Source organism: uncultured Maribacter sp. (assembly GCF_947496775.1).
In the GTDB taxonomy this organism is placed as follows: Bacteria; Bacteroidota; Bacteroidia; order Flavobacteriales; family Flavobacteriaceae; genus Maribacter_B.
In genome coordinates this window covers 412198-435527 of record NZ_CANMDU010000001.1, presented here as the reverse complement: position 1 = coordinate 435527, position 23330 = coordinate 412198, and the positions used below count along the sequence as shown (strand labels likewise).

18 protein-coding genes and 2 tRNA genes are annotated in these 23330 nt (G+C 32.2%); 11 read left to right on the top strand and 9 right to left on the bottom strand.

Annotated elements, in window-relative coordinates:
* Together Q0856_RS02055 and Q0856_RS02050 are read left to right on the top strand one after the other, a co-directional pair.
* Complete coding sequence (locus Q0856_RS02055; protein WP_298502134.1) at positions 1–987, top strand: type IX secretion system membrane protein PorP/SprF; 987 nt, start codon at positions 1–3, stop codon at positions 985–987.
* A 14-nt stretch (positions 988–1001) separates the two neighbouring features.
* Positions 1002–2921: an OmpA family protein gene (locus Q0856_RS02050; protein ID WP_298502131.1), complete on the top strand. Its 1920-nt coding sequence runs from the start codon at positions 1002–1004 to the stop codon at positions 2919–2921.
* Positions 2922–2939: 18 nt separating this feature from the next.
* On the opposite strand, the gene Q0856_RS02045 is transcribed toward Q0856_RS02050, so the two are convergent.
* The 3 genes from Q0856_RS02045 to Q0856_RS02035 all read right to left on the bottom strand — a co-directional run bounded on the left by Q0856_RS02045 (position 2940) and on the right by Q0856_RS02035 (position 5828).
* Positions 2940–4196 carry a divalent metal cation transporter gene (locus tag Q0856_RS02045; protein WP_366139582.1) on the bottom strand — a complete coding sequence of 419 codons (1257 nt, stop codon included), beginning with the start codon at positions 4194–4196 and terminating at the stop codon, positions 2940–2942.
* Between the two features lie 49 nt (positions 4197–4245).
* Positions 4246–4881, bottom strand: coding sequence for an ElyC/SanA/YdcF family protein (locus Q0856_RS02040; protein WP_298473534.1), 636 nt, complete (start codon positions 4879–4881; stop codon positions 4246–4248).
* Between the two features lie 455 nt (positions 4882–5336).
* A complete protein-coding gene (locus Q0856_RS02035) occupies positions 5337–5828 on the bottom strand; it encodes a hypothetical protein (protein WP_298502128.1) in 492 nt (163 codons plus the stop codon).
* A gap of 250 nt (positions 5829–6078) precedes the next feature.
* On the opposite strand from Q0856_RS02035, the gene Q0856_RS02030 reads away from it, so the two are divergent.
* From Q0856_RS02030 to Q0856_RS02020, 3 genes are all read left to right on the top strand, one after another.
* Positions 6079–6600: a DUF2975 domain-containing protein gene (locus tag Q0856_RS02030; protein ID WP_298502125.1), complete on the top strand. Its 522-nt coding sequence runs from the start codon at positions 6079–6081 to the stop codon at positions 6598–6600.
* A gap of 3 nt (positions 6601–6603) precedes the next feature.
* Positions 6604–6813 (top strand): helix-turn-helix transcriptional regulator, encoded by a 210-nt coding sequence (locus Q0856_RS02025; protein WP_298502123.1) that lies wholly within the window; start codon positions 6604–6606, stop codon positions 6811–6813.
* Positions 6814–7382: 569 nt separating this feature from the next.
* On the top strand, positions 7383–8651 hold the full coding sequence (locus tag Q0856_RS02020) for a family 43 glycosylhydrolase (RefSeq protein ID WP_298502120.1): 1269 nt from the start codon (positions 7383–7385) through the stop codon (positions 8649–8651).
* Between the two features lie 100 nt (positions 8652–8751).
* Here Q0856_RS02020 and Q0856_RS02015 read toward each other — a convergent pair.
* The 3 genes from Q0856_RS02015 to mutS all read right to left on the bottom strand — a co-directional run bounded on the left by Q0856_RS02015 (position 8752) and on the right by mutS (position 11631).
* Positions 8752–8835 (bottom strand) — tRNA-Leu (locus Q0856_RS02015).
* A 41-nt stretch (positions 8836–8876) separates the two neighbouring features.
* Positions 8877–8948 (bottom strand) — tRNA-Gly (locus tag Q0856_RS02010).
* Positions 8949–9048: 100 nt separating this feature from the next.
* Entirely contained in the window at positions 9049–11631 is a 2583-nt protein-coding gene (mutS, locus tag Q0856_RS02005; RefSeq protein WP_298503030.1) for a DNA mismatch repair protein MutS, read from the bottom strand.
* A gap of 180 nt (positions 11632–11811) precedes the next feature.
* Here mutS and Q0856_RS02000 point away from each other — a divergent pair, with 180 nt between their 5' ends.
* Positions 11812–12357, top strand: a complete 546-nt coding sequence (locus Q0856_RS02000) for an RNA methyltransferase (protein ID WP_298473527.1) — start codon at positions 11812–11814, stop codon at positions 12355–12357.
* Between the two features lie 100 nt (positions 12358–12457).
* Here the strand turns inward: Q0856_RS02000 and folK are convergent, their stop codons facing one another.
* A complete protein-coding gene (folK, locus tag Q0856_RS01995) occupies positions 12458–13603 on the bottom strand; it encodes a 2-amino-4-hydroxy-6-hydroxymethyldihydropteridine diphosphokinase (protein ID WP_298502117.1) in 1146 nt (381 codons plus the stop codon).
* A 71-nt stretch (positions 13604–13674) separates the two neighbouring features.
* On the opposite strand from folK, the gene sppA reads away from it, so the two are divergent.
* From sppA to Q0856_RS01980, 3 genes are read left to right on the top strand one after another with little or no spacing between them, the layout of a single operon-like run.
* Entirely contained in the window at positions 13675–15435 is a 1761-nt protein-coding gene (sppA, locus tag Q0856_RS01990; protein ID WP_298473520.1) for a signal peptide peptidase SppA, read from the top strand.
* Between the two features lie 2 nt (positions 15436–15437).
* The gene (locus tag Q0856_RS01985; RefSeq protein WP_298502114.1) at positions 15438–16148 is read left to right on the top strand and encodes a queuosine precursor transporter; all 711 of its coding nucleotides are present in this window, start codon (positions 15438–15440) and stop codon (positions 16146–16148) included.
* Positions 16149–16193: 45 nt separating this feature from the next.
* On the top strand, positions 16194–18923 hold the full coding sequence (locus tag Q0856_RS01980; RefSeq protein ID WP_298502111.1) for an AsmA-like C-terminal region-containing protein: 2730 nt from the start codon (positions 16194–16196) through the stop codon (positions 18921–18923).
* Here the strand turns inward: Q0856_RS01980 and Q0856_RS01975 are convergent.
* On the bottom strand, positions 18916–19710 hold the full coding sequence (locus Q0856_RS01975) for a DUF2797 domain-containing protein (protein ID WP_298502108.1): 795 nt from the start codon (positions 19708–19710) through the stop codon (positions 18916–18918). The genes Q0856_RS01980 and Q0856_RS01975 overlap by 8 nt on opposite strands.
* A gap of 115 nt (positions 19711–19825) precedes the next feature.
* Between Q0856_RS01975 and Q0856_RS01970 the strand changes: the two genes are divergently transcribed.
* Both Q0856_RS01970 and Q0856_RS01965 read left to right on the top strand, forming a co-directional pair.
* Complete coding sequence (locus Q0856_RS01970; protein WP_298502105.1) at positions 19826–21340, top strand: GH3 auxin-responsive promoter family protein; 1515 nt, start codon at positions 19826–19828, stop codon at positions 21338–21340.
* A 74-nt stretch (positions 21341–21414) separates the two neighbouring features.
* Positions 21415–21972 carry a hypothetical protein gene (locus Q0856_RS01965; protein WP_298473506.1) on the top strand — a complete coding sequence of 186 codons (558 nt, stop codon included), beginning with the start codon at positions 21415–21417 and terminating at the stop codon, positions 21970–21972.
* 72 nt (positions 21973–22044) lie between these two features.
* On the opposite strand, the gene clpX is transcribed toward Q0856_RS01965, so the two are convergent.
* Positions 22045–23280: an ATP-dependent Clp protease ATP-binding subunit ClpX gene (gene clpX, locus Q0856_RS01960; protein ID WP_298473504.1), complete on the bottom strand. Its 1236-nt coding sequence runs from the start codon at positions 23278–23280 to the stop codon at positions 22045–22047.
* Positions 23281–23330 lie beyond the last annotated feature (50 nt).

Sequence of the window (23330 nt, the reverse complement as noted above, 5' to 3'; positions counted from 1 at the left end):
ATGAATTTTAATATAAAGAAACAGTCTTATAAAGGAGTTATTTTTGCGCTGTTTGTGAGCTTCGTTGGGGCTACTACAATTCAAGCTCAAAAAGAGCCACAATACACCCAGTATATGTATAATATTGGAGGATTTAATCCTGCCTACGTTGGTACTGTGGAGGGCCCAGAAATAAGTGCAGCCTATAGAGCACAATGGATTGATATAGACGGAGCACCTAGAACTATTCGGTTGGGGTTGAATTTTCCTATGCTAAATAAAAAAAATGGTTTGGGTTTTAATATAGTAAATGACCAAATAGGACCATTGACGCAGACTTACATAGATTTAGCATATTCTTTTCAAGTAAAGGTGACAGATGAAACAAAACTTTCTTTTGGTATTGATGCAGGGGGATCATTCTTAAATCTTGACTTTGCAAAAGGAACATTCGAAAACCCCGGCGAACCAATTTTGGATAGAGAAACAGTGAGCAAATTTTACCCTACAGTTGGTGCAGGTCTGTTTATGTATGGTAATCAGTGGTATATTGGAGCATCTGCTCCTAACTTCTTAACAGATGGGATATATAATGAAGATGTAGCTACCATTGTGGAAGATAAGATTCAATTTAATTTTATTGGAGGTTACGTATTTAACTTATCGGATGGACTAAAGTTTAAACCTGCTTTTTTAATAAACTCTTTAAAAGGAGCTCCAGTGAATATTAATGTGTCTGCCAATTTCTTAATTAAAGAGGCTTTTACTGCAGGTGTGTCCTATAGAGTGGATAGTGCTTTTAGTGGTTTAGCAGGTTTTCAGGTATCAAAGAATATGTACATTGGTTATTCTTATGATTATAGTACAAACTTGTTAGGAGAGTATAATGGCGGGTCTCATGAGGTAATTTTTAAATTCTCCTTAGGTAGATCAAAAAAACGAGGTAATGTGGAAAAACAAATTGGTAAGGAAAAACCAAAGCAAATAGATACGCCAAGATTTTTCTAAAGTAAAAGAGAGATATGAGATTTAAAATAGCTATAATAGTATTAATTTTATTTGGAAGCTTCACTTTTGGGCAAAACATAAAGTCTAAAGGAGATTTATATTTCTATGAATATAAATATCAAAAGGCGATACAAGAGTACGTAAAAGAAAAAAAGAAATGGCCCCTTTCTATTGAGCAAGAATTAAATTTAGCAGATAGTTATTTTAAAATAAAAGATTATAAAAATGCTGCTTTGTCCTATATAAATGTAAATAAAACAAATGACACTATTTTATCTACACATAGGTTTAATAAAATGTTGCAAAGTTTGTCTAAAAATGGAGAAAAAATTAGAGTAGATGCTTTTTTAGAATCCAAGTCGCATTTGTTATCCAGAGAATTGTTAGAAAATTATAAGTTTAATAAAGAGATTTTATCAAACAAACAAGATATAGATAATTTTCATATTAAGAATCTTACAATAAATAGTACTGATGCAGATTTTTCACCGGCTTTTTATAAAGATAAAATTCTCTTTAGTAGTAATCGAAAGACGGCGTATAAAAAAGGTAATAAGTCTTCTAAAAATGAGTATCTAGATATTTATGTTGCTAAATTAGGAAATGGAGGAGAGCCAGTTAATCCTAACTCATTTACAGGGATACCAGAATTTGATTTTCATGAAGCAACACCATTTTATGTTGAAAAATATGAAAGACTATTTTATATCCGTTCTAATACCAATGGAGGGGATATGGCTTTTGACGAAAATGGGAAAAATGCTCTGGCAATTGGCTCAATGGATAAAAACAATGTTTTTAGTTATTTGTTAAAAGATTTAAGTACTTCCTTTTATTATCCATTTTTTGATGAAACTAATAATCGATTTTATTTTTCTGCAAATTTTGAGGATAGTTACGGTGGTACAGATTTATATTATGTACAAACAAATAATGGACAAATAATGTCTGCACCTATAAATTTGGGACCAAAAATTAATACACCAGCTAATGAAATAGCACCTTATATTCATAATGGTAGTTTGTATTATTCTTCGGATATTTTTTATGGTTTTGGAGGCATGGATGTTTATAAAACTAATTTAAAGGTAGCTGGTGGATATAGTATTCCAGTAAATTTAGGAAGCGGTATAAATTCTGCTCAGGATGATTTTGGTTTTATAGTAAAAGATAGTGGAAACGGATTAATAGGATATTTCTCTTCGAATAGAAAAGGAGGGGTGGGGGATGACGATTTGTATAGTTTTAATGTATCTAGAGAAATTGGCTTAAAGACGTTCGCTATAAAAGGGAGAGTTATAAGCTTAAAAAATAGACTAGGAATTAATAAAGCTAAAGTAGAACTTACAGACTCCAAGGGGCGTATTGTAAAAGAAATATATACCAATGAAGATGGGGATTATAGTTTTGAGTTACCGTGGTTGAGTCAAGTGTCTGTTATAGCGACAAAAGAAGGGCATTCTTCGTTTTCGGTTACTTTTAATGAAGAGGGAATGGCTGAAGCTCAAAAAGCCCCATTAAATATGGGAATAGTTGCGTTAAATGACTTGGTGGAAGAGAAAGAGGAAAAAACGGTTATTAAATTAAATAAATTTTATTTTGATAAAGGAAAAAGTGTTGTAACGCCTTTAATAGCAAAGGAGCTAGATAAAGTTATAAAGGCAATACAGAACTTTCCTCAATTACAATTAAAAATTGAATCTCATACCAGTAGTAAAGGCTGGGATACCACAAATAAAAAACTCTCTCAAAAAAGAGCAGATGCAATTAAAATATATTTATTGCAAAAAGGAGCTTCAGTATCTAATATTGTAGGGGCTTTGGGATATGGAGAAGAGAAAATTATAAATAGATGTGTTAATGGAGCTTACTGTTTAGATTTTTTACACAAACAAAACGAAAGAAGCTTAATTATTGTGACTAATTCTTTATAGAAACGGAGTTGATTTTTATTAGAAAATAACAATCCAAAAATAGTAGACGGAAAATAAAGACAAGAAAATAATGCCGAGGTAAGATAAAATTTGAAGACCACTTTTTGGCTTCTGGTTTTTATTTAATTCGGGACTTAGTACGTTTTTTAAGTTCATAAAGCCTATTATAGGTGCTACTACAAAAGAAACAAAAGTAGCTAGGGCAACTAATTGAGCCATGTTAGCTCCAAAAGAAGCAATAACAATAAAGTTTAGCAAAGCAAGAATAAGTACCCCTATAGTAAATAGCTTTTTAGAATTTTGTTTCTTAATTTTCGGGTGGAGTAATTGTAGAATATCAACACTTACACGTGCAATAGCATCATGTGCAGTCATACAAGTGCTAAACATGGTGGCAAACGCAGCAACAGAAATAAAAATATAAGCCCATTCGCCAATATGAATTGTAAATAAAGTAACCACCTGATGGGCAAAGGTAACAGAGCTATTGCTCAAAATAGTATTTGTGCCATAAAGTGTAAGCCACCCGATAATTAAAAAGAATAGAGCTAATATAGAAGTTATAAGGTAACCTATATTAAACTCTCTCAAGCTCTCCTTAAGACTAGGTTTGTTTCCTTGAGTTATCCATTTTTCTTTACTCCACAGACTTATCCAACTAGATGCTTCTACTGTAGTTGGCATCCAGCCCATTAGTCCAATTAAAAATAGAATTCCGGCTTCATTAAAAATAGGCGGAGTTTTAAAGTTTTGTACTTGGACTACTTGCCCTTTAAAAATTACAAGTACGGTGGTGATGAGTACAGCAAAAAGTAAAATGGTTATTACATATTTTAAAGATTTTTCTAAAAAAGAATATTTCCCAATAATTAACAATAAGCTAATCAAAGAAAATAAACATAAAGCAATTATAGGGATAGAGATTTCGGAAATATTAAATAAATTTATAAATAAGCCAGATGTAACAATGTATAGGGCAGCTAAGATAGTAAAGGTGCTCACCAGAGTAATAATGGCGTAAAACCATAGATACCCTTTGCCTCTGCTTAAATATCCTTCTATTAGGGTTTTGTTGGTTGCATTAGTATAGCGAACTCCAAATTCGAAAAAAGGGTATTTTAATACATTGGCAATTATAATCGGTAATATCATTATCGCACCGTATTGAGCACCAGCTTTTGTAGACATGACTAAATGAGAGGTTCCTATAGCCATGCTGGCAAATAGTAAGCCCGGGCCAATATTGTCAAGAAGTTTTTTAAAAGTAGATGCCAAAATAGTTTTATTTCTTTTAAAATTAAACAATTTTCAAACCTTACAGGGTTTATTGTATTAGAATTTTATCTCCGAAGAACTTGGGTTGTGTATTAAAAAGTAAATCTATAAAGACTTTAACTCGAGCGAAGTATTCTCTAAAGTGTACTTTAAATCCATTTTTTCCTTCAATATCTTTAGCATTAAATCCAATGGCTTTCAATTCTTTTTTTTGAGCAATATAAATAGCTCTTTCGTTATGAAACTCTTGAGATATTATGGTAACGGAATCTAAACCAAAAATAACCTTTGCTCTTACCATAGAATCTAGAGTTCGAAAGCCAGCGTAATCTAAAAATATTTTTTCAGAAGGAATGCCTCCTTTAATTAAGTCTTTTTTAAAACTATTGGGTTCATTATAATAGATGCTTCCGTTATCGCCACTTACTAAAACAAATTCTATTTTTTTTGCGTTGTAAAGAGCTATAGTTGCTCTAATGCGATTTGTATAGTAAGGATTCGGAGCTCCGCTAACAAGCCTTTTGGATGTACCTAAGACAAGACCTACTTTGTTTTTAGGAATTTCGAGAGTAGTATTAAATGTTCTGTTTTTAGTAGAACGGTTGATTATAAAATTACTTAATATTAAAGCAAGACTTGGTAGAGCAATTAATACTATAATACTACGAAATAAAAATTTTTTCATGTAGATGAGTTCAACTTTAAAGATAGTAAATAGTTAAGGTTATAGGACTACTAAAAGAAAGGTATAGATAATTTATGTAATAGTAAAAGGCAGTTTCACTAAAAATTTATGCTAAGAATCTGATGTTTTAGTTGCTATCGGATGTTTTTTTTTGTTCGTAAAAGATTAAAAAGAATTGTATATAAAACTATTCCTGAAAAATAAATGGAGTAATTGTAGATACAAGAATTACTAGATTTTAAAAGAAAGGAATCGGACTTGTGTATGAAACGTAGCGTGCAAAAAGGCACTAACCTTTCGGATTAACACAGAGCCGAATTTTTATATTTTGTTTTTAATTTTTCTCTTTTTAAAAGCCAAATTAAAAATTTGGCGGACTTTCTAAATATACACAAACCTTTTGGTTTAGCATTTATTAGCTATGTTTTATACACCGTATTGTGTGGCGTTATTACTTAGGTTTCTGCTATTCCACCAATATCAATTACTTCGTTGTTTTCTAACCTTATTTCAATTCCGTGTTCTGTGTCAAGCTTATAATGGATGAGTATTTTAATATTTCCATTTTCTAAGATTCTTATATAATTTAAATCCTTTAAAGATTCAAAGTGTTTCTCCTTAGTTGATATTCCCAAAGGTTTTTCGCCTGATTTTTCTTCATTTTCATAATAATGTGCGTATAATTTAAGGTAGCGTTCAAATGTCTTATTCTTTATTTTCTCTATAATTTCATCCAAGCTACTTAGAAACTTTTTATAGGTATTTTCAAAATCGTCTAACTCACTTTTATTTGGGATGATTTCAATTTCTTCTCCATCATCATCAAATTCACTTCCAAGAAATATTGTAATTTCTTTATTGTCGAAGTATTCTGAATCAAACATAATTTCTGAAGAAAATCCTGCCCAGTCTTCTTCAACTTTTCCCCAATATTTATGATTTTTCATGTTTTATATATTTTTTTCTTCCAATGACACACAACTAATTTTTAAAAAGAGGTTAAAAGTTGGATAGGTAAAAAAACACAACTTTTTGGTATTAAACAAAAGAGTTTAGCTTCCTTGTATTTCTTTATGATATTAAGTATAAACCTTTTGTAAACAGAATTTTAAACAAAATTTAATTGTTTATAAATATATTTTTATTGTTTATCGATAAATTTATCATACATTAGCATCATAATTAAAAAGAAAAAAAATGAATACAGACAGAATTCTACAATTAATGAAGTTATTGTTTTGGATAATTTTTATCATTTTAGGTCTTAGGACATGTGCAGGCATTTATAATAATATTTTATGTTCTTTAACAATTTCAAGAGAATTTTTAATAAAATCGCCTGAGGTTTTAGAATTAAGTAGAGATTGGAATCATAGAATTATAGATATTTTAATTGTTATAGTTTCTGCCGCAAAAACCTACTTGACTTACTTGGTAATTAGAATCTTAACAAAGCTTAATCTTAATAATCCTTTTAATGTAAATACTTCTAAATCATTAATGAAGATTAGTTACACAGCACTATCTATTGGTGTTTTGTCATTAATTACAAATATATATGCAATGTGGCTTTATAAAATAGATTTGCTAACTCTAGTAACTGATCCATATCAACTACCTGTAGGGCAGTTTTTATTTCTTGGAGCTATAATTTACATTATATCTTTGATTTTTAAAAAAGGAACTGACTTACAATCTGAAAATGAATTAACAATTTAAATTATGCCAATAAGAGTTACTCTAGATGTCATGATGGCAAAGCGAAAAATGTCTTTAAATGAACTCTCTGAAAAAGTGGAGGTTACTTTGTCTAATTTATCTATCCTAAAAACAGGGAAAGCAAAAGCCGTACGTTTTAGTACACTTGAAGCTATTTGTAAAGCATTGGATTGCCAACCAGGTGATATTTTGGAATTTATAGAAGAGGTGTAAACCTTTTTGTTTTATTTACCACTTGGGCTTAGGAAATAATAGTACATATATTTAAAAAAAAACTTGAAGAAGAAATTAATCCTAAGTATTTGCTTCCTTATTATTCTTTATTTCTTGAGCTAAATCTAATGAAGATATATTAACCAAAGTAACTTCGAACATAAATATTGTTAAGACCATAAAGTAATTATCAGTGATAGCAATGAGTGATGATGGCTAAGTAGTGTATGTAGTTTCATTTCACTTTTCAACTGGCTTAAAATGTCGTTTTAGCTAGGAAAATTGGGCTAAATTTATAATGGCGAAAAGATAATTCAATATAGCAACCAAGAAAAAATTAGTGCCATAAATGATAATAATAATCCTTAATAAGTAAACAATCCAATAGTATTTACATTAAATTCTTTAAAGCAAATTTTGCCAAAACTAATTCAGAATACCCGTCTTAGTATATAAACAAATGGCAGTGTTATATTTAATGACATTTTTTATTAAATTTAGTTTTTGTTGAATAGGATTAAAAAAACCGGAAAAGAACATTTAAAATAACTAAATCAAAATAATTTAATATGCAGACGTTAATAAGAAATATATTTTTGCTAATCACTTTTTTTAGTTTGGGAGCAAACGTTTTAGCGCAAAATGAGGGTCCTGAAAAAGTATCTAAGGAAAATTTAAATACGTACCAAAGCGAATCCTATAAGCGTTTTAGGAAAGGTAAAATTCGTTATGAAAAATATAATGAGTTTAATACCCAATTTAAATTTGAAAAATTGGAAGGATTTGGATTCGAAAAAGGGGAGGAACGCTACTATCCGTCAAGTGTAATAAAAGTGGATGGCACCTATTATATGTGGTATTCCAAGCCTATGTCTAATACAGAAGTAGTAGGACCAAATAAAGCTACGGATTCATCAAGAGCTTTTCATTGGGATTTATGTGATGTATGGTATGCTACTTCGAAAGATGGTTATAAGTGGGAAGAACAAGGAATTGCTATTCAACGGGGTAAGGTAGGGCGTTACGATCATCGCAGTGCTTTTAACCCTGATGTGTTACTTGCAAATGGTAAGTATTACTTAGCCTATCAAGCGGCTGAAAGTTTAAAGCATGCTCGTTGGGCGAAAATCTTTCCTACTGCAGGTGATTTTTCGCCCAACGTCATTGGGTTAGCAGTGGCAGATTCGCCTACCGGTCCTTGGAAGTCATTAGACAAGCCAATATTAAAACCAGGAGTGCAAGATGCCTGGGATGGAGAAGTTATACATGAACCTACTTTTTTTGTTAAGGGTGGTCAATATTTTTTATACTATAAAAGTCATGGTCGATTGCCTTGGATTCCTAACATATCTCCAGGTGAATTTAATAAAGAACATGCCGATATGCCTCTGATAACTGGGGTGGCCATAGCTAACCATCCAGAAGGGCCGTATGTTAAATCAAAATACAATCCTGTACTAATGGGAGGTCATGGAGGTATGGTTTGGTCTTATCGTAACGGGGTATGTGCTACTTTACCTGAGGGACCGGAGAGAAATAGTATTCTATTCTCTGAAGATGGCATAAATTTTTATCCTGTTATTCAAGGTTTGAATATACCTATGGGAGGTGGAGCTTATAAATCCGGAAATTTCATTGATGTAGATGTTAAGCCAGGACAAGGCTTAAGCTGGGGGGTAGGTCATGCATTTTATCCTAATTATCATTTTGTGCGTTTTGAGTGTAATTTATCCTTGGAACATGGTGATAAAATCCAGAAAGAATATCAAAAAATACAAGAATATAAGAATAAGGATACATACGAGTATAGCCCTAGCTTGGATAGTAGTAATAAATGAATTTTAAAAACAGCTAATCGCTAACTTTAGATTTATAGATTGACTGAAATTATATAAAATAAAAAACCCTTGAAAATCATAAGATTAACAAGGGTTTTAGTACTCGAGATGGGACTTGAACCCATACGGACTAATGTCCATTGGATTTTAAGTCCAACGTGTCTACCAATTCCACCACTCGAGCCTGTACTGTTAAAAATAACAGCCAATTGGTATATTATACTGAGCGAAAAAAGGGATTCGAACCCTCGACCTCCACCTTGGCAAGGTGATGCTCTACCCCTGAGCTACTTTCGCATTATGTTTATGAACGAGTATCTGTTTCCAGATGCGGGTGCAAATTTAAGATAATTATATAAATTGCAAAGTAATTTTTAAGAAAAAAATAGATTTTTTTTTACGAAGATGCTTTCTTCTTTTTTACAAGTAGTCGCTTTATCTCATTTAGTTTCATTAAGGCTTCCACAGGTGTTAACGTATCTATGTCTAAATGAGTGATTTCCTCTTTTATTTGTTCCAATAACGGGTCATCTAAATTAAAAAAACTCAATTGCATTTCATCTTGAGCGGATTGCAGTTTATCTGTAAGTTCTTCGCTGGAATGTGATTTTTCTAACTTTTTTAAAATTTTATTCGCCTTGTGAATTACTTGTTGCGGCATTCCCGCCATTTTTGCAACATGTATTCCAAAACTATGCTCACTTCCTCCAGGAGTAAGTTTACGTAAAAAAAGAACGTTATCTTTTAGTTCCTTTACGGAGACATTGTAATTTTTTATTCTTTCAAAAGTAGTACACATTTCATTTAATTCATGGTAATGCGTAGCGAATAACGTTTTTGCTTTCGCTGGGTGTTCATGTAAATATTCCGAAATAGCCCAAGCTATAGAAATACCATCATAAGTACTTGTGCCGCGGCCAATTTCATCTAATAACACTAAGCTGCGTTCAGAAAGGTTGTTTAGAATAGAGGCAGTTTCATTCATTTCTACCATAAAAGTAGACTCTCCCATAGAAATATTATCGCTAGCCCCTACGCGAGTAAATATTTTATCTACTAAACCTATGGTAGCAGATTCAGCTGGGACAAAGCTGCCCATTTGTGCTAATAATACAATTAAGGCTGTTTGTCTTAATATAGCAGATTTACCACTCATATTAGGTCCGGTAATCATTATTATCTGTTGCCCTGTTCGGTCTAAATGAACATCATTGGCAATATAGGTTTCGCCTAGAGGTAATTGTTTTTCTATAACTGGATGCCTACCATTAGTTATTGATAAATCCGTAGTATCGTTAATTATGGGTAGAACATATTGATTCTCTTTGGCTAGTTGAGTAAAACCGCAAAGACAATCTAATTGGGCTATTAATTGTGCATTATTTTGTACAGGAGGAATGTATTCTTGCATCCAAACGATAAGTTGCGAAAAGAGCTGTTGTTCCAAGGTTAAGATACGTTCTTCAGCGCCTAATATTTTTCCTTCATACTCCTTTAGCTCTTCGGTAATGTAGCGCTCTGCGCTAACTAGAGTTTGTTTTCGAATCCATTCTTCAGGAACTTTATCTTTATGCGTATTACGGACCTCTATATAATAGCCAAATACGTTATTCGATGCTATTTTTAAGGAACTAATTCCGGTACGTTCTGTTTCTCTAGCAAGCATATTGTCTAAATATTCTTTGCCAGAAAAAGCAAGTCCTCTAAGTTCATCTAACTCCGCGGAATATCCTTTGGCAATTGCATTTCCTTTTAGAATATTTACAGGAGCTTCTTCACTAAGCATTTCTTTTATTTTGCTGCGTAATAAATCGCACTCATGCAATTGGTCTCCGATAAGATTTAACGCTTCGTTCTTAGAATTTTTAGCAAGTTGTTTTAAGGGAACAATAGCTTCTAAAGAATTTTTTAATTGAATAATTTCTCTAGGGTTTACTTTTCCCGTGGAAACTTTGGATATTAAGCGTTCCAAATCGCCCATCTGTTTAATCCAATGTTGCAATTTATCCAAGTCATCCTCTTGTTCAGATAAATAGGTAATAACAGCATGTCTTTTTTGTATGCGTTCTAAATTTTTCAGAGGAAGCGCAAGCCAACGTTTTATCATTCTTCCTCCCATAGGCGAAATGGTTCTGTCTATAACATCTAATAAAGTAACCGCATTTATATTATGAGAATGGTAAAGCTCTAGGTTTTTAATAGTAAACCTATCCATCCAAATATATTCATCTTCTGCAATACGCTGTAATTTATTAATATGTTGTAGTTGGTTGTGCTGTGTATCTGATAAATAATGTAAAACTACCCCAGAAGCAATAATTCCATTAACAAGGTGGTCTACTCCAAAACCTTTTAAGGTGTTAGTTTTAAAGTGATTAGTTAGTATTTCATGGGTGTAATCTTCTTGAAAGGCCCAGTCTTCCATGAAAAAAGTATGAAATTGAGTTCCAAATACTTCTAAAAATTCTTTTTTATGAGCTTTTGATATTAGTATTTCATTAGGAGCAAAATTTTGTAAAAGCTTATCAATTTGCTCTTCGGTACCTTCCGATGTTAAAAATTCCCCGGTAGAAATATCAACAAAAGCTACACCAAGCTTTTTCCTGCCAAAATGAACCGCACATAAAAAGTTGTTGCTTTTTGCATTTAGAATATCATCATTTAAAGCAACTCCCGGCGTTACTAATTCGGTAACTCCTCTTTTAACTATAGTTTTTGTTTGTTTAGGATCTTCTAATTGGTCGCAAATAGCAACTCTCTGACCAGCTTTTACAAGTTTTGGCAAATAAGTGTTTACAGAATGATGAGGAAATCCGGCCAACTCTGTTTTTTCACCACCATTGTTTCTGTGTGTTAATGTAATACCTAATATTTTGGAGGCCTTTATAGCATCTTCGCCAAAGGTTTCATAAAAATCGCCAACTCTAAAAAGTAACAAAGCATCTGGATACTTTGCTTTAATAGTGTTATACTGTTGCATTAAAGGAGTGACCTTTTTTGTTTTTTCTTTAGCTGCCAATTGGTGTTTTTTAAAGTATTTTTGTAACCAAACGAAAATAGTATTTTCCTTGAAGAATTTATATTATTGTTGATATTTCAGGATAACTTAAAAAAAGAATTTCAAAGTATTTTTATTTTGATGTTTTATTAATACAAATAGATGCGAAAACTAAAGAATGAAGAGTTAGACCGCTTAGATATAGAAGGGTTTAAGAATGCTAATAAAACCCCAGTTGTTGTTGTTTTAGATAATATAAGGAGCTTAAATAATATTGGTTCTGTTTTTAGAACCTCTGATGCTTTTTTAATTGAGAAAATATACCTTTGTGGTATTACTGCAACTCCGCCAAATAAAGATATTAATAAAACCGCACTTGGAGCAACAGAAAGTGTAGCTTGGGAGTATAAAGAAAATACATTAGATGTAATTCAGAATCTTAATGCGGATGGGTATACTAGCTTAGCTATTGAGCAAGCAGAAAATGCCACAATGCTTCAAGATTTTAAAGTAAAACCTAATGAGAAATATGTTTTGATTTTTGGAAACGAAGTAAAAGGAGTATCTCAAGAAGTAGTTGATGTGTGCTCTGGGGTTATTGAAATTCCGCAATTCGGAACCAAACATTCTTTAAATATAGCAGTAAGTGCTGGTATAGTAATATGGGATGTATGTTCTAAAATACAAGCAACAAAAAACCCAACCTAAAGTTGGGTTCAAGGGTAAAGTTTGAGTTAGTTAGTTGCATAAATGCTTCTGCAATTACGTAAATTGATTTGTAGTGTGCAAGAAAATTGCCAAAATTATGTTAATTTAATTGTTCAATGGCTAGGTTTTGTATTTTTTCAATAATAGCATCATAGTCCTTTTTGTTAGATACAAAGTCCAATTCGCTAACATCAATTACCAAACTATTTTCTTTAGGATACCCCTTAAGAAAATCGAAATAACCGCGATTTATTTTTTCTAGATAATCCGTTTGTATGTTCTGTTCGTAGTCTCTTCCGCGTTTTTTAATGTTTTCTAAAAGGCGTTCTGTAGTTTGGTAGAGATACACATATATTTGCGGTTTCTTAACCTCTTTATACATAAAATTAAATATTTTCTTATAAAGCTCGTATTCGTCTTTTTGTAAGGTTACTTTGGCGAAAATGAGGGATTTAAAAATATCGTAATCACTTACCATAAAACTTTTAAAAAGGTCAAATTGCGAGGTATCATCTGAAAATTGTTGGTATCTATCAGCTAAAAAAGACATTTCTAAAGGAAAAGCGTATCTAGATTGGTCTTTATAAAAATTTGGTAAAAAAGGGTTTTCCGCAAAACGTTCTAAAACTAATTTTGCATTAAAATCTTCCGATATTTTAGTTGCTAGAGAAGTTTTTCCAGCTCCAATATTTCCTTCAATAGAAATAAACTGTGTTCTAGAAAATAAGTCCTTACGATTGCAAAAAAGAGTATAGCTGGTTTTTGTCAAAGAGCTTTTATCTCTGCATTCTTGAATGAGGTTTCTAGTATCTTTTTGTAATATCGGATGGTAAAATTGCGGAGCGATATCTGCCAAAGGACGTAAAACAAATAAACGATCTTGTAATTTGGGATGCGGAATGGTTAATTCTCTATTTTTTATTTCAGATATGCCATAATACACAATATCTAAATCAATGGTTCTTGATTGGTATCCGTTTTGTTGAGACCTTTCTCGTCCTAGTTCTTTCTCTATCTTTAATAGTTCTTCTAACAAGTGGTTGGGAGAGAGAGTGGTTTGTACAAGAATACAGGCGTTTAAAAAATTTTCGCCAATAAACCCCCAGGCTGGGCATTCATAAACCTGTGAGCAATTTGTAACTTTGCCAATATTTTTTTGAATTAAAAAAATGGCCTGTTGAATGGTGTGGAGTCTTTTTCCTAAGTTACTTCCTATAGAAATGTAAGCGTTCGTAGTTTTATTCATAATCTTAGGGCAAAATAAACAAAACAATTTCAATTGGTTATCTTTGGGAGCTAATATTAACAGCTTATTTAATGAATTTTTTAAGAAACCTTTTAGCAGCAATTCTTGGATGTATCATTGCAATCGGGATAATTTTTGTAATGTTTTTTGTTTTTGCCGCTTTATTGGGTAGCGGAGAGGATGTTGTTGAAGTTAAACAAAATTCTATTTTAGAAATTCAATTACAACAACCAATAAGTGACTATGTTGGTAGTGATGAGGGGAATCCTTTTGGTCCTTTGTTTCAAAAATCTCAGGGGTTAGATGAAATTTTGCATGCTATTAGAATAGCAAAAAAGGATGATAAAATAAAAGGAATAAGTATTAATAATAATTTTTTAATGTCGGGTTGGGCACAGACGCAGTCCTTGAGAAAAGCTTTAGAGGATTTTAAAGCGGATGGGAAGTTTGTTTATTCCTATGGGGATTTTTATATGCAAAAAGATTATTATTTGGCTAGCGTGTCCGATTCTGTTTTTCTAAACCCTGTTGGGATATTAGATTTTAAAGGTCTTTCTACGGAGGTTTTGTTTTATAAAGAGTTGCAAGAGAAAACGGGTGTTAAGATGGAGGTTATTCGCCATGGAAAATATAAAAGCGCTGTAGAGCCGTACTTAAATAATGAAATGAGTGATGCTAATAGAACTCAGATTAAAGAGTTAATAGGTTCTGTTTGGAGTTCTGTCGTAGAAGATATAGCTACGAGTAGAAATATGTCTATGGATAATATTAATATAGTTGCTGATACGTTAGGAGGCAGAACACCTAAGTATGCGAAAGCGTCTGGGTTAATTGATGGTGTAGCGTATTTTGATGAATATGAGACTAAACTAAAAAGAGCTATTGGCTTAGAGTTAGATGAAGAATTGAATCTTTTGTCTCTAGAAGATTATAGTAGAAATGCAAGTTCTAAAAGATGGTATAAAGGAAAAGATAAAATTGCAATCATCTACGCCCAAGGAGAAATAATGTACGGAGAGGGGAGTAATGAGATTATTGGTCAGGGGATAATTAATGAAGCTATAATCAAAGCAAGGGATGATGAAAAAGTAAAGGCGATTGTACTTAGAGTAAACTCACCTGGAGGAAGTGCTTTAACATCTGATATTATTTGGAGAGAAGTGGTGTTAGCTAAAGAAGTAAAGCCAGTAGTAGTTTCTATGGGTAATGTTGCAGCCTCTGGAGGGTATTATATTGCAGCTGGTGCAGATAGAATATATGCCGAACCAACAACCATAACAGGTTCTATTGGTGTTTTTGGTACGGTGCCCAATGTAAATGAACTGGCGGCTGATATTGGTATAAACGCAGAACAGGTAGGTACAAATAAAAATTCTATTGGTTATTCTGTTTTTGAACCTATGACCGAAAGTTTTAGGGAAGAAGTGCAAGAAGGAATAGAAACTACGTATATTACGTTCCTAGAAAAAGTTTCTGAGGGTAGAGGAATTTCTATGGAGCAGGCAGATAGTATTGCTCAAGGTAGGGTTTGGAGTGGTGTAGATGCTAAACGTATAGGGTTGGTAGATGAGCTAGGCACTTTAGATGATGCTATTGCTGAAGCTGCAAGCTTGGCTTATGTAGAAGAATTCGGAATTAAAAAATTCCCGAAATATAAAACTGGAATAGAAAAATTAATGGAAGATTTTGGTAATGCAAATCTCTTAAATAAAGAAAATATTATTGCTAAAGAAATTGGTTCAGAAGCACATACTGTATTGAAAGAAATAAGAAAAGCCATGGAGCAAAAAGGAGTGCAAACAAGAATGCCTTATACTTTAAATATTAAATAAGCATGAATGCTCTAGATAAGAAAGTAGCTTTTAAAATATATTTATATCTAGGAGCATTGTTTATTACCTCATTAGTGGTATCTAATTTAATTTTTCAGAAATTTTTTTATTGGCAACCTTTTGGTGATGTTACCATTTTTGGGGCTCCTCTATTTGAGGTTTCTGTTGGTATTTTGCCATATCCGATTACTTTCTTAATAACGGATTTAATATCAGAAATTTATGGGAAGAAGAAGGCTAATCAAATTGTGGTAGCTGGTATTTTTGCTTCATTCTTTTCTATGGGAATTGTATTGATAGCTAATTACGTTCCAGCAATAGATGCTTCTCCTATTAATGATGCTATTTTTAATAGTGTTTTTTCATTATCGCCACTAGCTGTTCTTGCTTCTATGTTGGCGTATTTATTTGCTCAATTTGTAGATATCCAAATCTATCATTTTTGGAAAAAAGTAACCAAAGGCAAGCATTTATGGCTTAGAAATAATTTTTCTACATTCTTTTCTCAGTTTATAGATACGTTTACGGTTGTTGGTTTATTATGTTTGTTTAAGGTGCTTCCATGGGATTTGTTTTTTGGATTAGTTGTTAGCGGATTTATTTTTAAGATAATTATAGCATTTGTAGACACCCCTTTTTTGTATTTCTTCGTATATATTTTTAGAAAACGATTTAACCTGGCAATAGATCAGGAAATCGATTTGGAGGCATAATAATTAAGCCTTTTTATAGTTGTAAATGCATACTCTTATTGATATATGAAAAAAAAGGTATTTAAGATTCTAGGAATTGTTTTTTTACTGCTAGTTGTAACGCTTATAGCGGCTCCTTTTTTACTAAAAGGAAAGATAGAAGAGGTAATTAAAAATAAAGTGAATCATAGTGTAGAGGCGAACTTCGATTTTGAAGGTGCCAGCCTGAGTTTATTCTCTAATTTTCCAAATGCCAAAGTAAGTTTAGAGAATATATCTTTAATTAACAAAGAACCTTTTGCAGGGGACACGCTTTTCTCTTCTGGTGAATTGGAATTGGAAATGTCTATTAAAGAGCTTTTTAAAGAAGCAAATGAGCCTATAAAAGTTAAGAGCCTTATAGTTGATAATGCACTGTTAAATATTTTGGTGAATAAAAAGGAAGAAGCTAATTACCACATAGCTAAAGAAAGTGAAGAAGAAAATAGTTCTTCAGAGGAAACTGTAGGCTTTACTTTTTCTATGGACTCTTATGCAATTACCAATACTAGAATAAATTATATAGATAAAGTTTCAGGAATGACGATGGTAGTTAAAAAGATGAATCATTCTGGTTCAGGGGATTTATCTTTGGCTGCTTCCGAATTAAACACGCATACAGATGCATTGGTTTCTTTCGCACTGGATTCTACGAACTACCTTTCTAATAATAAAATAAAATTAGACGCCGTTATTGGAGTAGATTTAGAAAAAAGTAAGTACACTTTCTTAGAAAATAAAGCGATAATAAATCAGTTGCCTTTAGTCTTTAATGGTTTTGTACAAGTGAATGAAAATAACCAAGAATTAGATATTACTTTTAAAACCCCATCATCAGATTTTAAAAACTTTTTAGCCCTTATTCCAGAAGTATATTCTAAAAACATATCAGATGTACAAACGGCTGGTGATTTTAAAGTAGAAGGTGTATTTAATGGGGTGGTAGATGAAGCGCATATTCCTAAATTTAATATTGCAATTGCTTCTAATAACGCATCATTTAAGTATCCTAATTTACCAAATTCAGTTAATGACATAAATATAGATGTAGCCATAACTAATAAAACAGGCAATACCGAGGATACTTATGTAGATATAAATAAAGCTTCATTTAGAATAGATAAGGATGTGTTTTCTGTTGTATCTCATATTAAGAATTTAATGGGAAACACTCAGGTAGAAGCACATTTAAAAGGGATTATGAACTTGGGAAACTTATCTAAGGCGTATCCCGTACCAGCGGATTTAGATTTGCAAGGTATTTTAAATGCAGATATTAGTACTGCTTTTGATATGGCTTCTGTTGAACAAGAAAAGTATGAAAATACAAAGACAACGGGAACAATGCAGCTGAAGGATTTTGTATACAAAACAAACGAAGCGCCTAATCCCATAGAACTACAATCTACAGCAATAACATTTACCCCTAGAACAGTAACTCTAAATGAGTTATATGGAAAAACTGGTAAGACAGATTTTAATGCTACAGGAACCATGGATAATTTATTGGGTTTTATGTTTAATAAAGAAAAGTTGGAGGGTAATTTTAACCTTAATTCTAACACTTTTGCACTAAACGATTTTATGTCTACTGAATCTGAGGGGGGTAATCTCGAAACAAAAATCGCAGAACCAGATATAACAGAAGAGCAGATAAAAATCCCGTCTTTTTTAGATTGTACTATAAATGCATATGCTAACACCGTGCTTTACGATAACCTAAAACTGCAAGATGTAAAAGGAAATCTTAAGATTAAGGATGAAAAAGCAACCTTGTCTAACATGACGTCTTCTATGTTAGGAGGAAAAGTAGGATTTAATGGAGAGGTTTCTACAAAGGAAGATACTGCAACTTTTAATATGCAACTAGCGTTAGATAAATTAGGTATAGGAGAAACGTTTACATCCTTAGAGCTTTTTAAAGTTTTAGCGCCAATTGCAAGTGCTTTAGAAGGAAAGATAGATTCTAATATAAAAATAGCAGGAAATTTAACCAATGACTTTACGCCAGATTTAGCTTCTATCTCCGGTAATGTATTGGCAGAATTATTGGCCAATGATATTAATCCTAAGAAAGCAAAAGTACTGTCTTCTTTGTCTAGTTCTTTAAACTTTATAAAATTAGATAAAATAGATTTAAAAGGGCTAAAAACAGCATTGTCTTTTGAAAATGGAAATGTGAAAGTAAAACCATTTTCTATTAAATATGACGATATAAAAGTAAATATTGCTGGGAGTCATACTTTTGATAGTAATCTTAATTATACTGCGACAGTAGATGTTCCTGCTAAATACTTGGGGAGTGATGTAACAAACTTAATTGCGAAGATTAATGATGATAGTTTAGAAGATTTGACTATTCCTGTTATAGCAAATATTAGTGGGTTGTATGCTAGTCCAAAAATATCTACGGATATGACAAGTGGAGTTAAAAACTTAACTTCTAAATTGATTGATATTCAAAAACAGAAGTTGATTAATCAAGGAAAAAATAAAGCTAAAGATTTACTTTTCGATGTTTTAGAAGGAAATAAAAAAGAAGGAGATAGTTCGCAATATGGAGATAAAACCGCGGAAAATGTGAAAGAAGTTTTAGGTGGAATTTTAGGGAAAAATACCAAAGAAGATACCTCAAGTGTAAAAACGGATTCTGCAATAACAATTCCTAAAAAAGAAGAGGATGTTATTAAAGAGAAGACTAAAAATATTTTAGGAGGTCTTTTGGGGGGTAAAAAGAAAAAGGATACTTCTAATTAATAGTTAATCCAACATAAAGGCCTTCGTTTGCTCTAATATTAAAAACGGTATTGTCTTCAAAGATTAAATATTGTCCTTTAATTCCTTTTAATTTTCCTGTATAGCTTGGTGTTTTGCTAAGGTTAAGGCTTTTTACTTTATCGGGGTATTTAAGAACTGGGAACTCTAAGTGGGTTTCCGTATTATTCTCTATAAAATATTCTTGAACCTCAGAAGGAATGTATGGTTTTAATTTTGTTCGCCATTCCACTAAATTTTCATCATCTGTACTGTTAGTAAGCATTTTTCGCCAATTGGTTTTGTCGCCAACATAGTTTTTTAAAGCAACTTCTGTTACACCAGCTAAGTAACGATTAGGAACTTCTACTATCTCAATGGCCTCATGTGCTCCTTGGTCTATCCATCTCGTAGGTACTTGTGCTTTTCGAGTTACTCCCACTTTTACATTGCTAGAGTTTGCTAAATAAACAATATGGGGCTGTAATTGCGCTTTTTTTTCAAAGTCTAAGTCACGGTCTTCTATGCCTAAATGTGCCGTGCTTAACTCTGGGCGCATAATCCAATCCCCCGCAGATGGCGTTTCAAAAAAACAAGATTTGCAAAAACCCTGTCGATATATTGCTCTGTCATTTTTACAATTTAAACACTGGTATTTAATAAAATCAATGGTAAGATTTTTATCTAGTACTTGATTAATGTTTAGAAAATCAGAATCAAAAACTAAGTAATATTGAATTGGAGATCCTAATTCTGTTTGCATTTTTTTTAAAACACCTTCGTACTGCATAATATATAATCTTATTGGTAAATCTATTTGAAAATGATAACTTTTAAAGCTATTTTTAGAATGAATTTGTATCTTAAAATAGATGTAAATTAAAACAGTATAAAGATACCCAAAAATGCCAATACCACTATTTAATTCTATCGCTTCTTGGCTCTTAAAAAAAAGATTCCATCAAATAGAACTTTTTATAAAATACCCCGCGGAGGTGCAAGAAGAAGTTTTAAGTCAATTATTAGAATTTGCTGAGGATACCGAAATTGGAAGAAAATATGATTTTACATCTATAAATAAATACCAAACGTTCAGAGAAAGAGTGCCTATTGTTGCTTATGAAGATGTTGAACCTGTTATAGAAAGAACAAGAAAAGGGGAGCAAAATTTATTTTGGCCAACCGCAGTGAAACTATTTGCAAAAAGTAGTGGTACTACCAACGCTAAGAGTAAATTTATTCCTGTTAGTTCAGAGGCTTTAGAGGATTGTCATTTTAAATCTGGAAAAGATTTATTGTGCTTGTATTTAAATAACAATGAAAACTCTCAATTGTTTACAGGAAAGAGTTTGCGGTTGGGCGGTAGTAAAGAGTTGTACGAAGATAATGGTTCTTTTTTCGGTGATTTATCTGCTATCTTAATTGATAATATGCCATTATGGGCAGAGTTTAGTAGTACACCTAGTAATAAGGTTTCTTTAATGAGTGAGTGGGAATCTAAACTAAAAGCTATTATAGCAGAAACTACGCAAGAGAATGTAACAAGTTTAGCAGGAGTGCCCTCTTGGATGTTAGTGCTTTTAAATAATGTTCTAGAAGAAACAGGTAAAGAGCATCTTTTTCAGGTATGGGAAAATCTAGAGGTTTATTTTCATGGAGGAGTTAGCTTTAGTCCATATATGGATCAGTATAAAAACTTATTTCCAAGAAAGAGTTTTAAGTATTACGAAATTTATAACGCTTCTGAAGGCTTTTTTGCTATCCAAGATTCTAATAACGAGAAAGATCTTTTGTTAATGTTGGATTATGGGATATTTTATGAATTTATCCCGATGGAAACTTATGGAACAATAGAGCAGCATGCAATTCCACTTTGGGAGGTGCAATTGCTTAAGAACTATGCTATTGTTATAACTACTAATTCTGGATTGTGGCGATATAGAATAGGGGATACGGTTCGTTTTACTTCTTTGAGTCCTTATAGGATTAAGGTTACGGGTAGAACCAAACATCATATTAATGTGTTTGGAGAAGAATTGATTATTGAAAACGCGGAAGAAGCTTTAAAAAGTGTTTGTGCTAAGACAGGAGCAGAGATAAAAGATTACACCGCAGCTCCTATATTTATGTCTGGAAAAGAGAAAGGTGCTCATGAGTGGGTTATTGAATTTAGAAAACCTCCAAAGCAACTAGATTACTTTACGGAGTTTTTAGATAATGCACTAAAATCTTTAAATTCTGATTACGAAGCAAAACGGTATAATAACATTACATTGAAAGTGCCGGTAGTTAATGTTGCTAGGGAGAATTTGTTTAATGATTGGTTAAAGTCTAAAGACAAGCTCGGAGGGCAGCATAAGATACCTAGATTGTCTAATAAAAGAGTATATATCGATGAATTGCTTCAGATGAACAATTAAATGCCTATATCTGTCGTTAAATGTAGACATTAGAGTTCTAGACACTATAGAACTATTAATTTAAACAACTAAAAATGGCAGAAAGACTAGTAATTATTTCAGATATGTGGGGGGCAAAAAAGGGACTTTGGATAACATCCTACCTTGGTTATCTTCAACAATATTTTGATATTGTTTTTTACGATAGTCAGCAATTAGCAAATCTAGATTTAAAAGTAAATTCAGAAGAAAATATTCATAATGCATTTGTGGAAGGTGGCATTGATACAGCTGTGACTCATTTAGCAAAAAAAGAAAAAGTAGCAAGCCATTATTTAGCATTTAGTGTAGGTGGCACAATTGCTTGGAAAGCGGCAAATTTAGGTATGCCAATGAAATCTTTGTATACTGTTTCTGCAACTAGAATCCGAATGGAAGATAAGAAACCGGAGGTGCCTACGAGATTAATTTTTGGAAAAAATGATGCCTATAAACCGTCTTCTAAGTGGGAAAAGAAATTGGGTGTAGAAGTAGAAAGTGTAGAGAATTTTGGTCACACTATGTATACAGACGAAAAAATAATTAAAAAAGTCTGTAAGGATTTATTGGATCAAGTTACTAAATTGCCAAAGAAAAATAAAAAGGCAGTTTAGTTTTAAAAAGTATAGAAACAAAAAAAGCGAAGAATTAACTCTTCGCTTTTTTTGTTTTATAAATATCACGTATTAAGAAACGGCTTTTAGTTTTTTAATAGTATCAAATGATATTTTTTTCTCAGCGTAGGACTTTGTTACTTTGAATTCCTTTTTGTCACTGCTTGGTAATTCAAACATGGCATCAGTAAATATAGCTTCGCATAAAGATCGTAGTCCTCTAGCTCCCAATTTGTATTCAATGGCCTTTTCTACAATATATTCTAAAGCTTGATCCGTTATAGAAAAAGATATATCATCCATTTCGAATAACTTTTTGTATTGCTTTATGATGGCATTTTTTGGTTCCGTTAGGATAGCTCTTAATGTCTTTTTATCTAAAGGGTTCATGTGAGTTAACACGGGAAGCCTTCCAATAATCTCTGGTATTAAACCAAATTCTTTTAAATCTTTAGGGATAATATATTGTAGTATGTTAGACTCGTCTAACTGTTCATCAGCTTTAGAAGCACTATAGCCGACAGCTTGCATGTTTAATCGTTTGGTTATTGCTCTTTCGATACCATCAAAGGCTCCTCCTGCTATAAATAGTATATTTTCGGTATTTACTTCTATGAATTTTTGATCAGGGTGTTTTCTACCACCTTTTGGTGGAACATTTACAACGGTTCCTTCCAGTAATTTAAGAAGTCCTTGTTGAACACCTTCTCCAGAAACATCTCTAGTTATAGAAGGGTTATCACTTTTACGCGCAATTTTATCAATTTCATCAATAAAAACGATACCTCTTTCTGCTTTTTCTAAATTATAATCGGCAGCTTGTAAAAGACGTGTTAGTATGCTTTCTACGTCTTCACCTACATAACCCGCTTCTGTTAGTACAGTTGCATCAACTATAGCTAAAGGAACATTAAGCATTTTTGCAATAGTTTTTGCCATTAAGGTTTTTCCTGTTCCTGTTTGGCCAACCATAATAATGTTACTCTTTTGTATCTCTATGTCATCCTCTTTAGAGGAGGGTTGTAATAATCTTTTGTAGTGATTGTAAACCGCCACAGACATTACTTTTTTGGTCCGCTCTTGTCCTATTATAAAAGTGTCTAAAAAATCTTTTATTTCTAAAGGCTTTTTTAATATAAGTTCGCTAGAAAGGTCATCGTTTTTTGTTTGCTTAGATTCTTCAGCAACAATACCGTGAGCTTGCTCAATACATCTGTCACAGATATGTGCATCCAAACCAGCGATTAAAAGGTTGGTTTCTGGCTTTTTACGGCCACAAAATGAACATTCTAAATTTTCTTTTGCCATAGTAGTCTGTATCTTTCTTATTGTTTAACGAAAGATTTTATGTTTTGGTT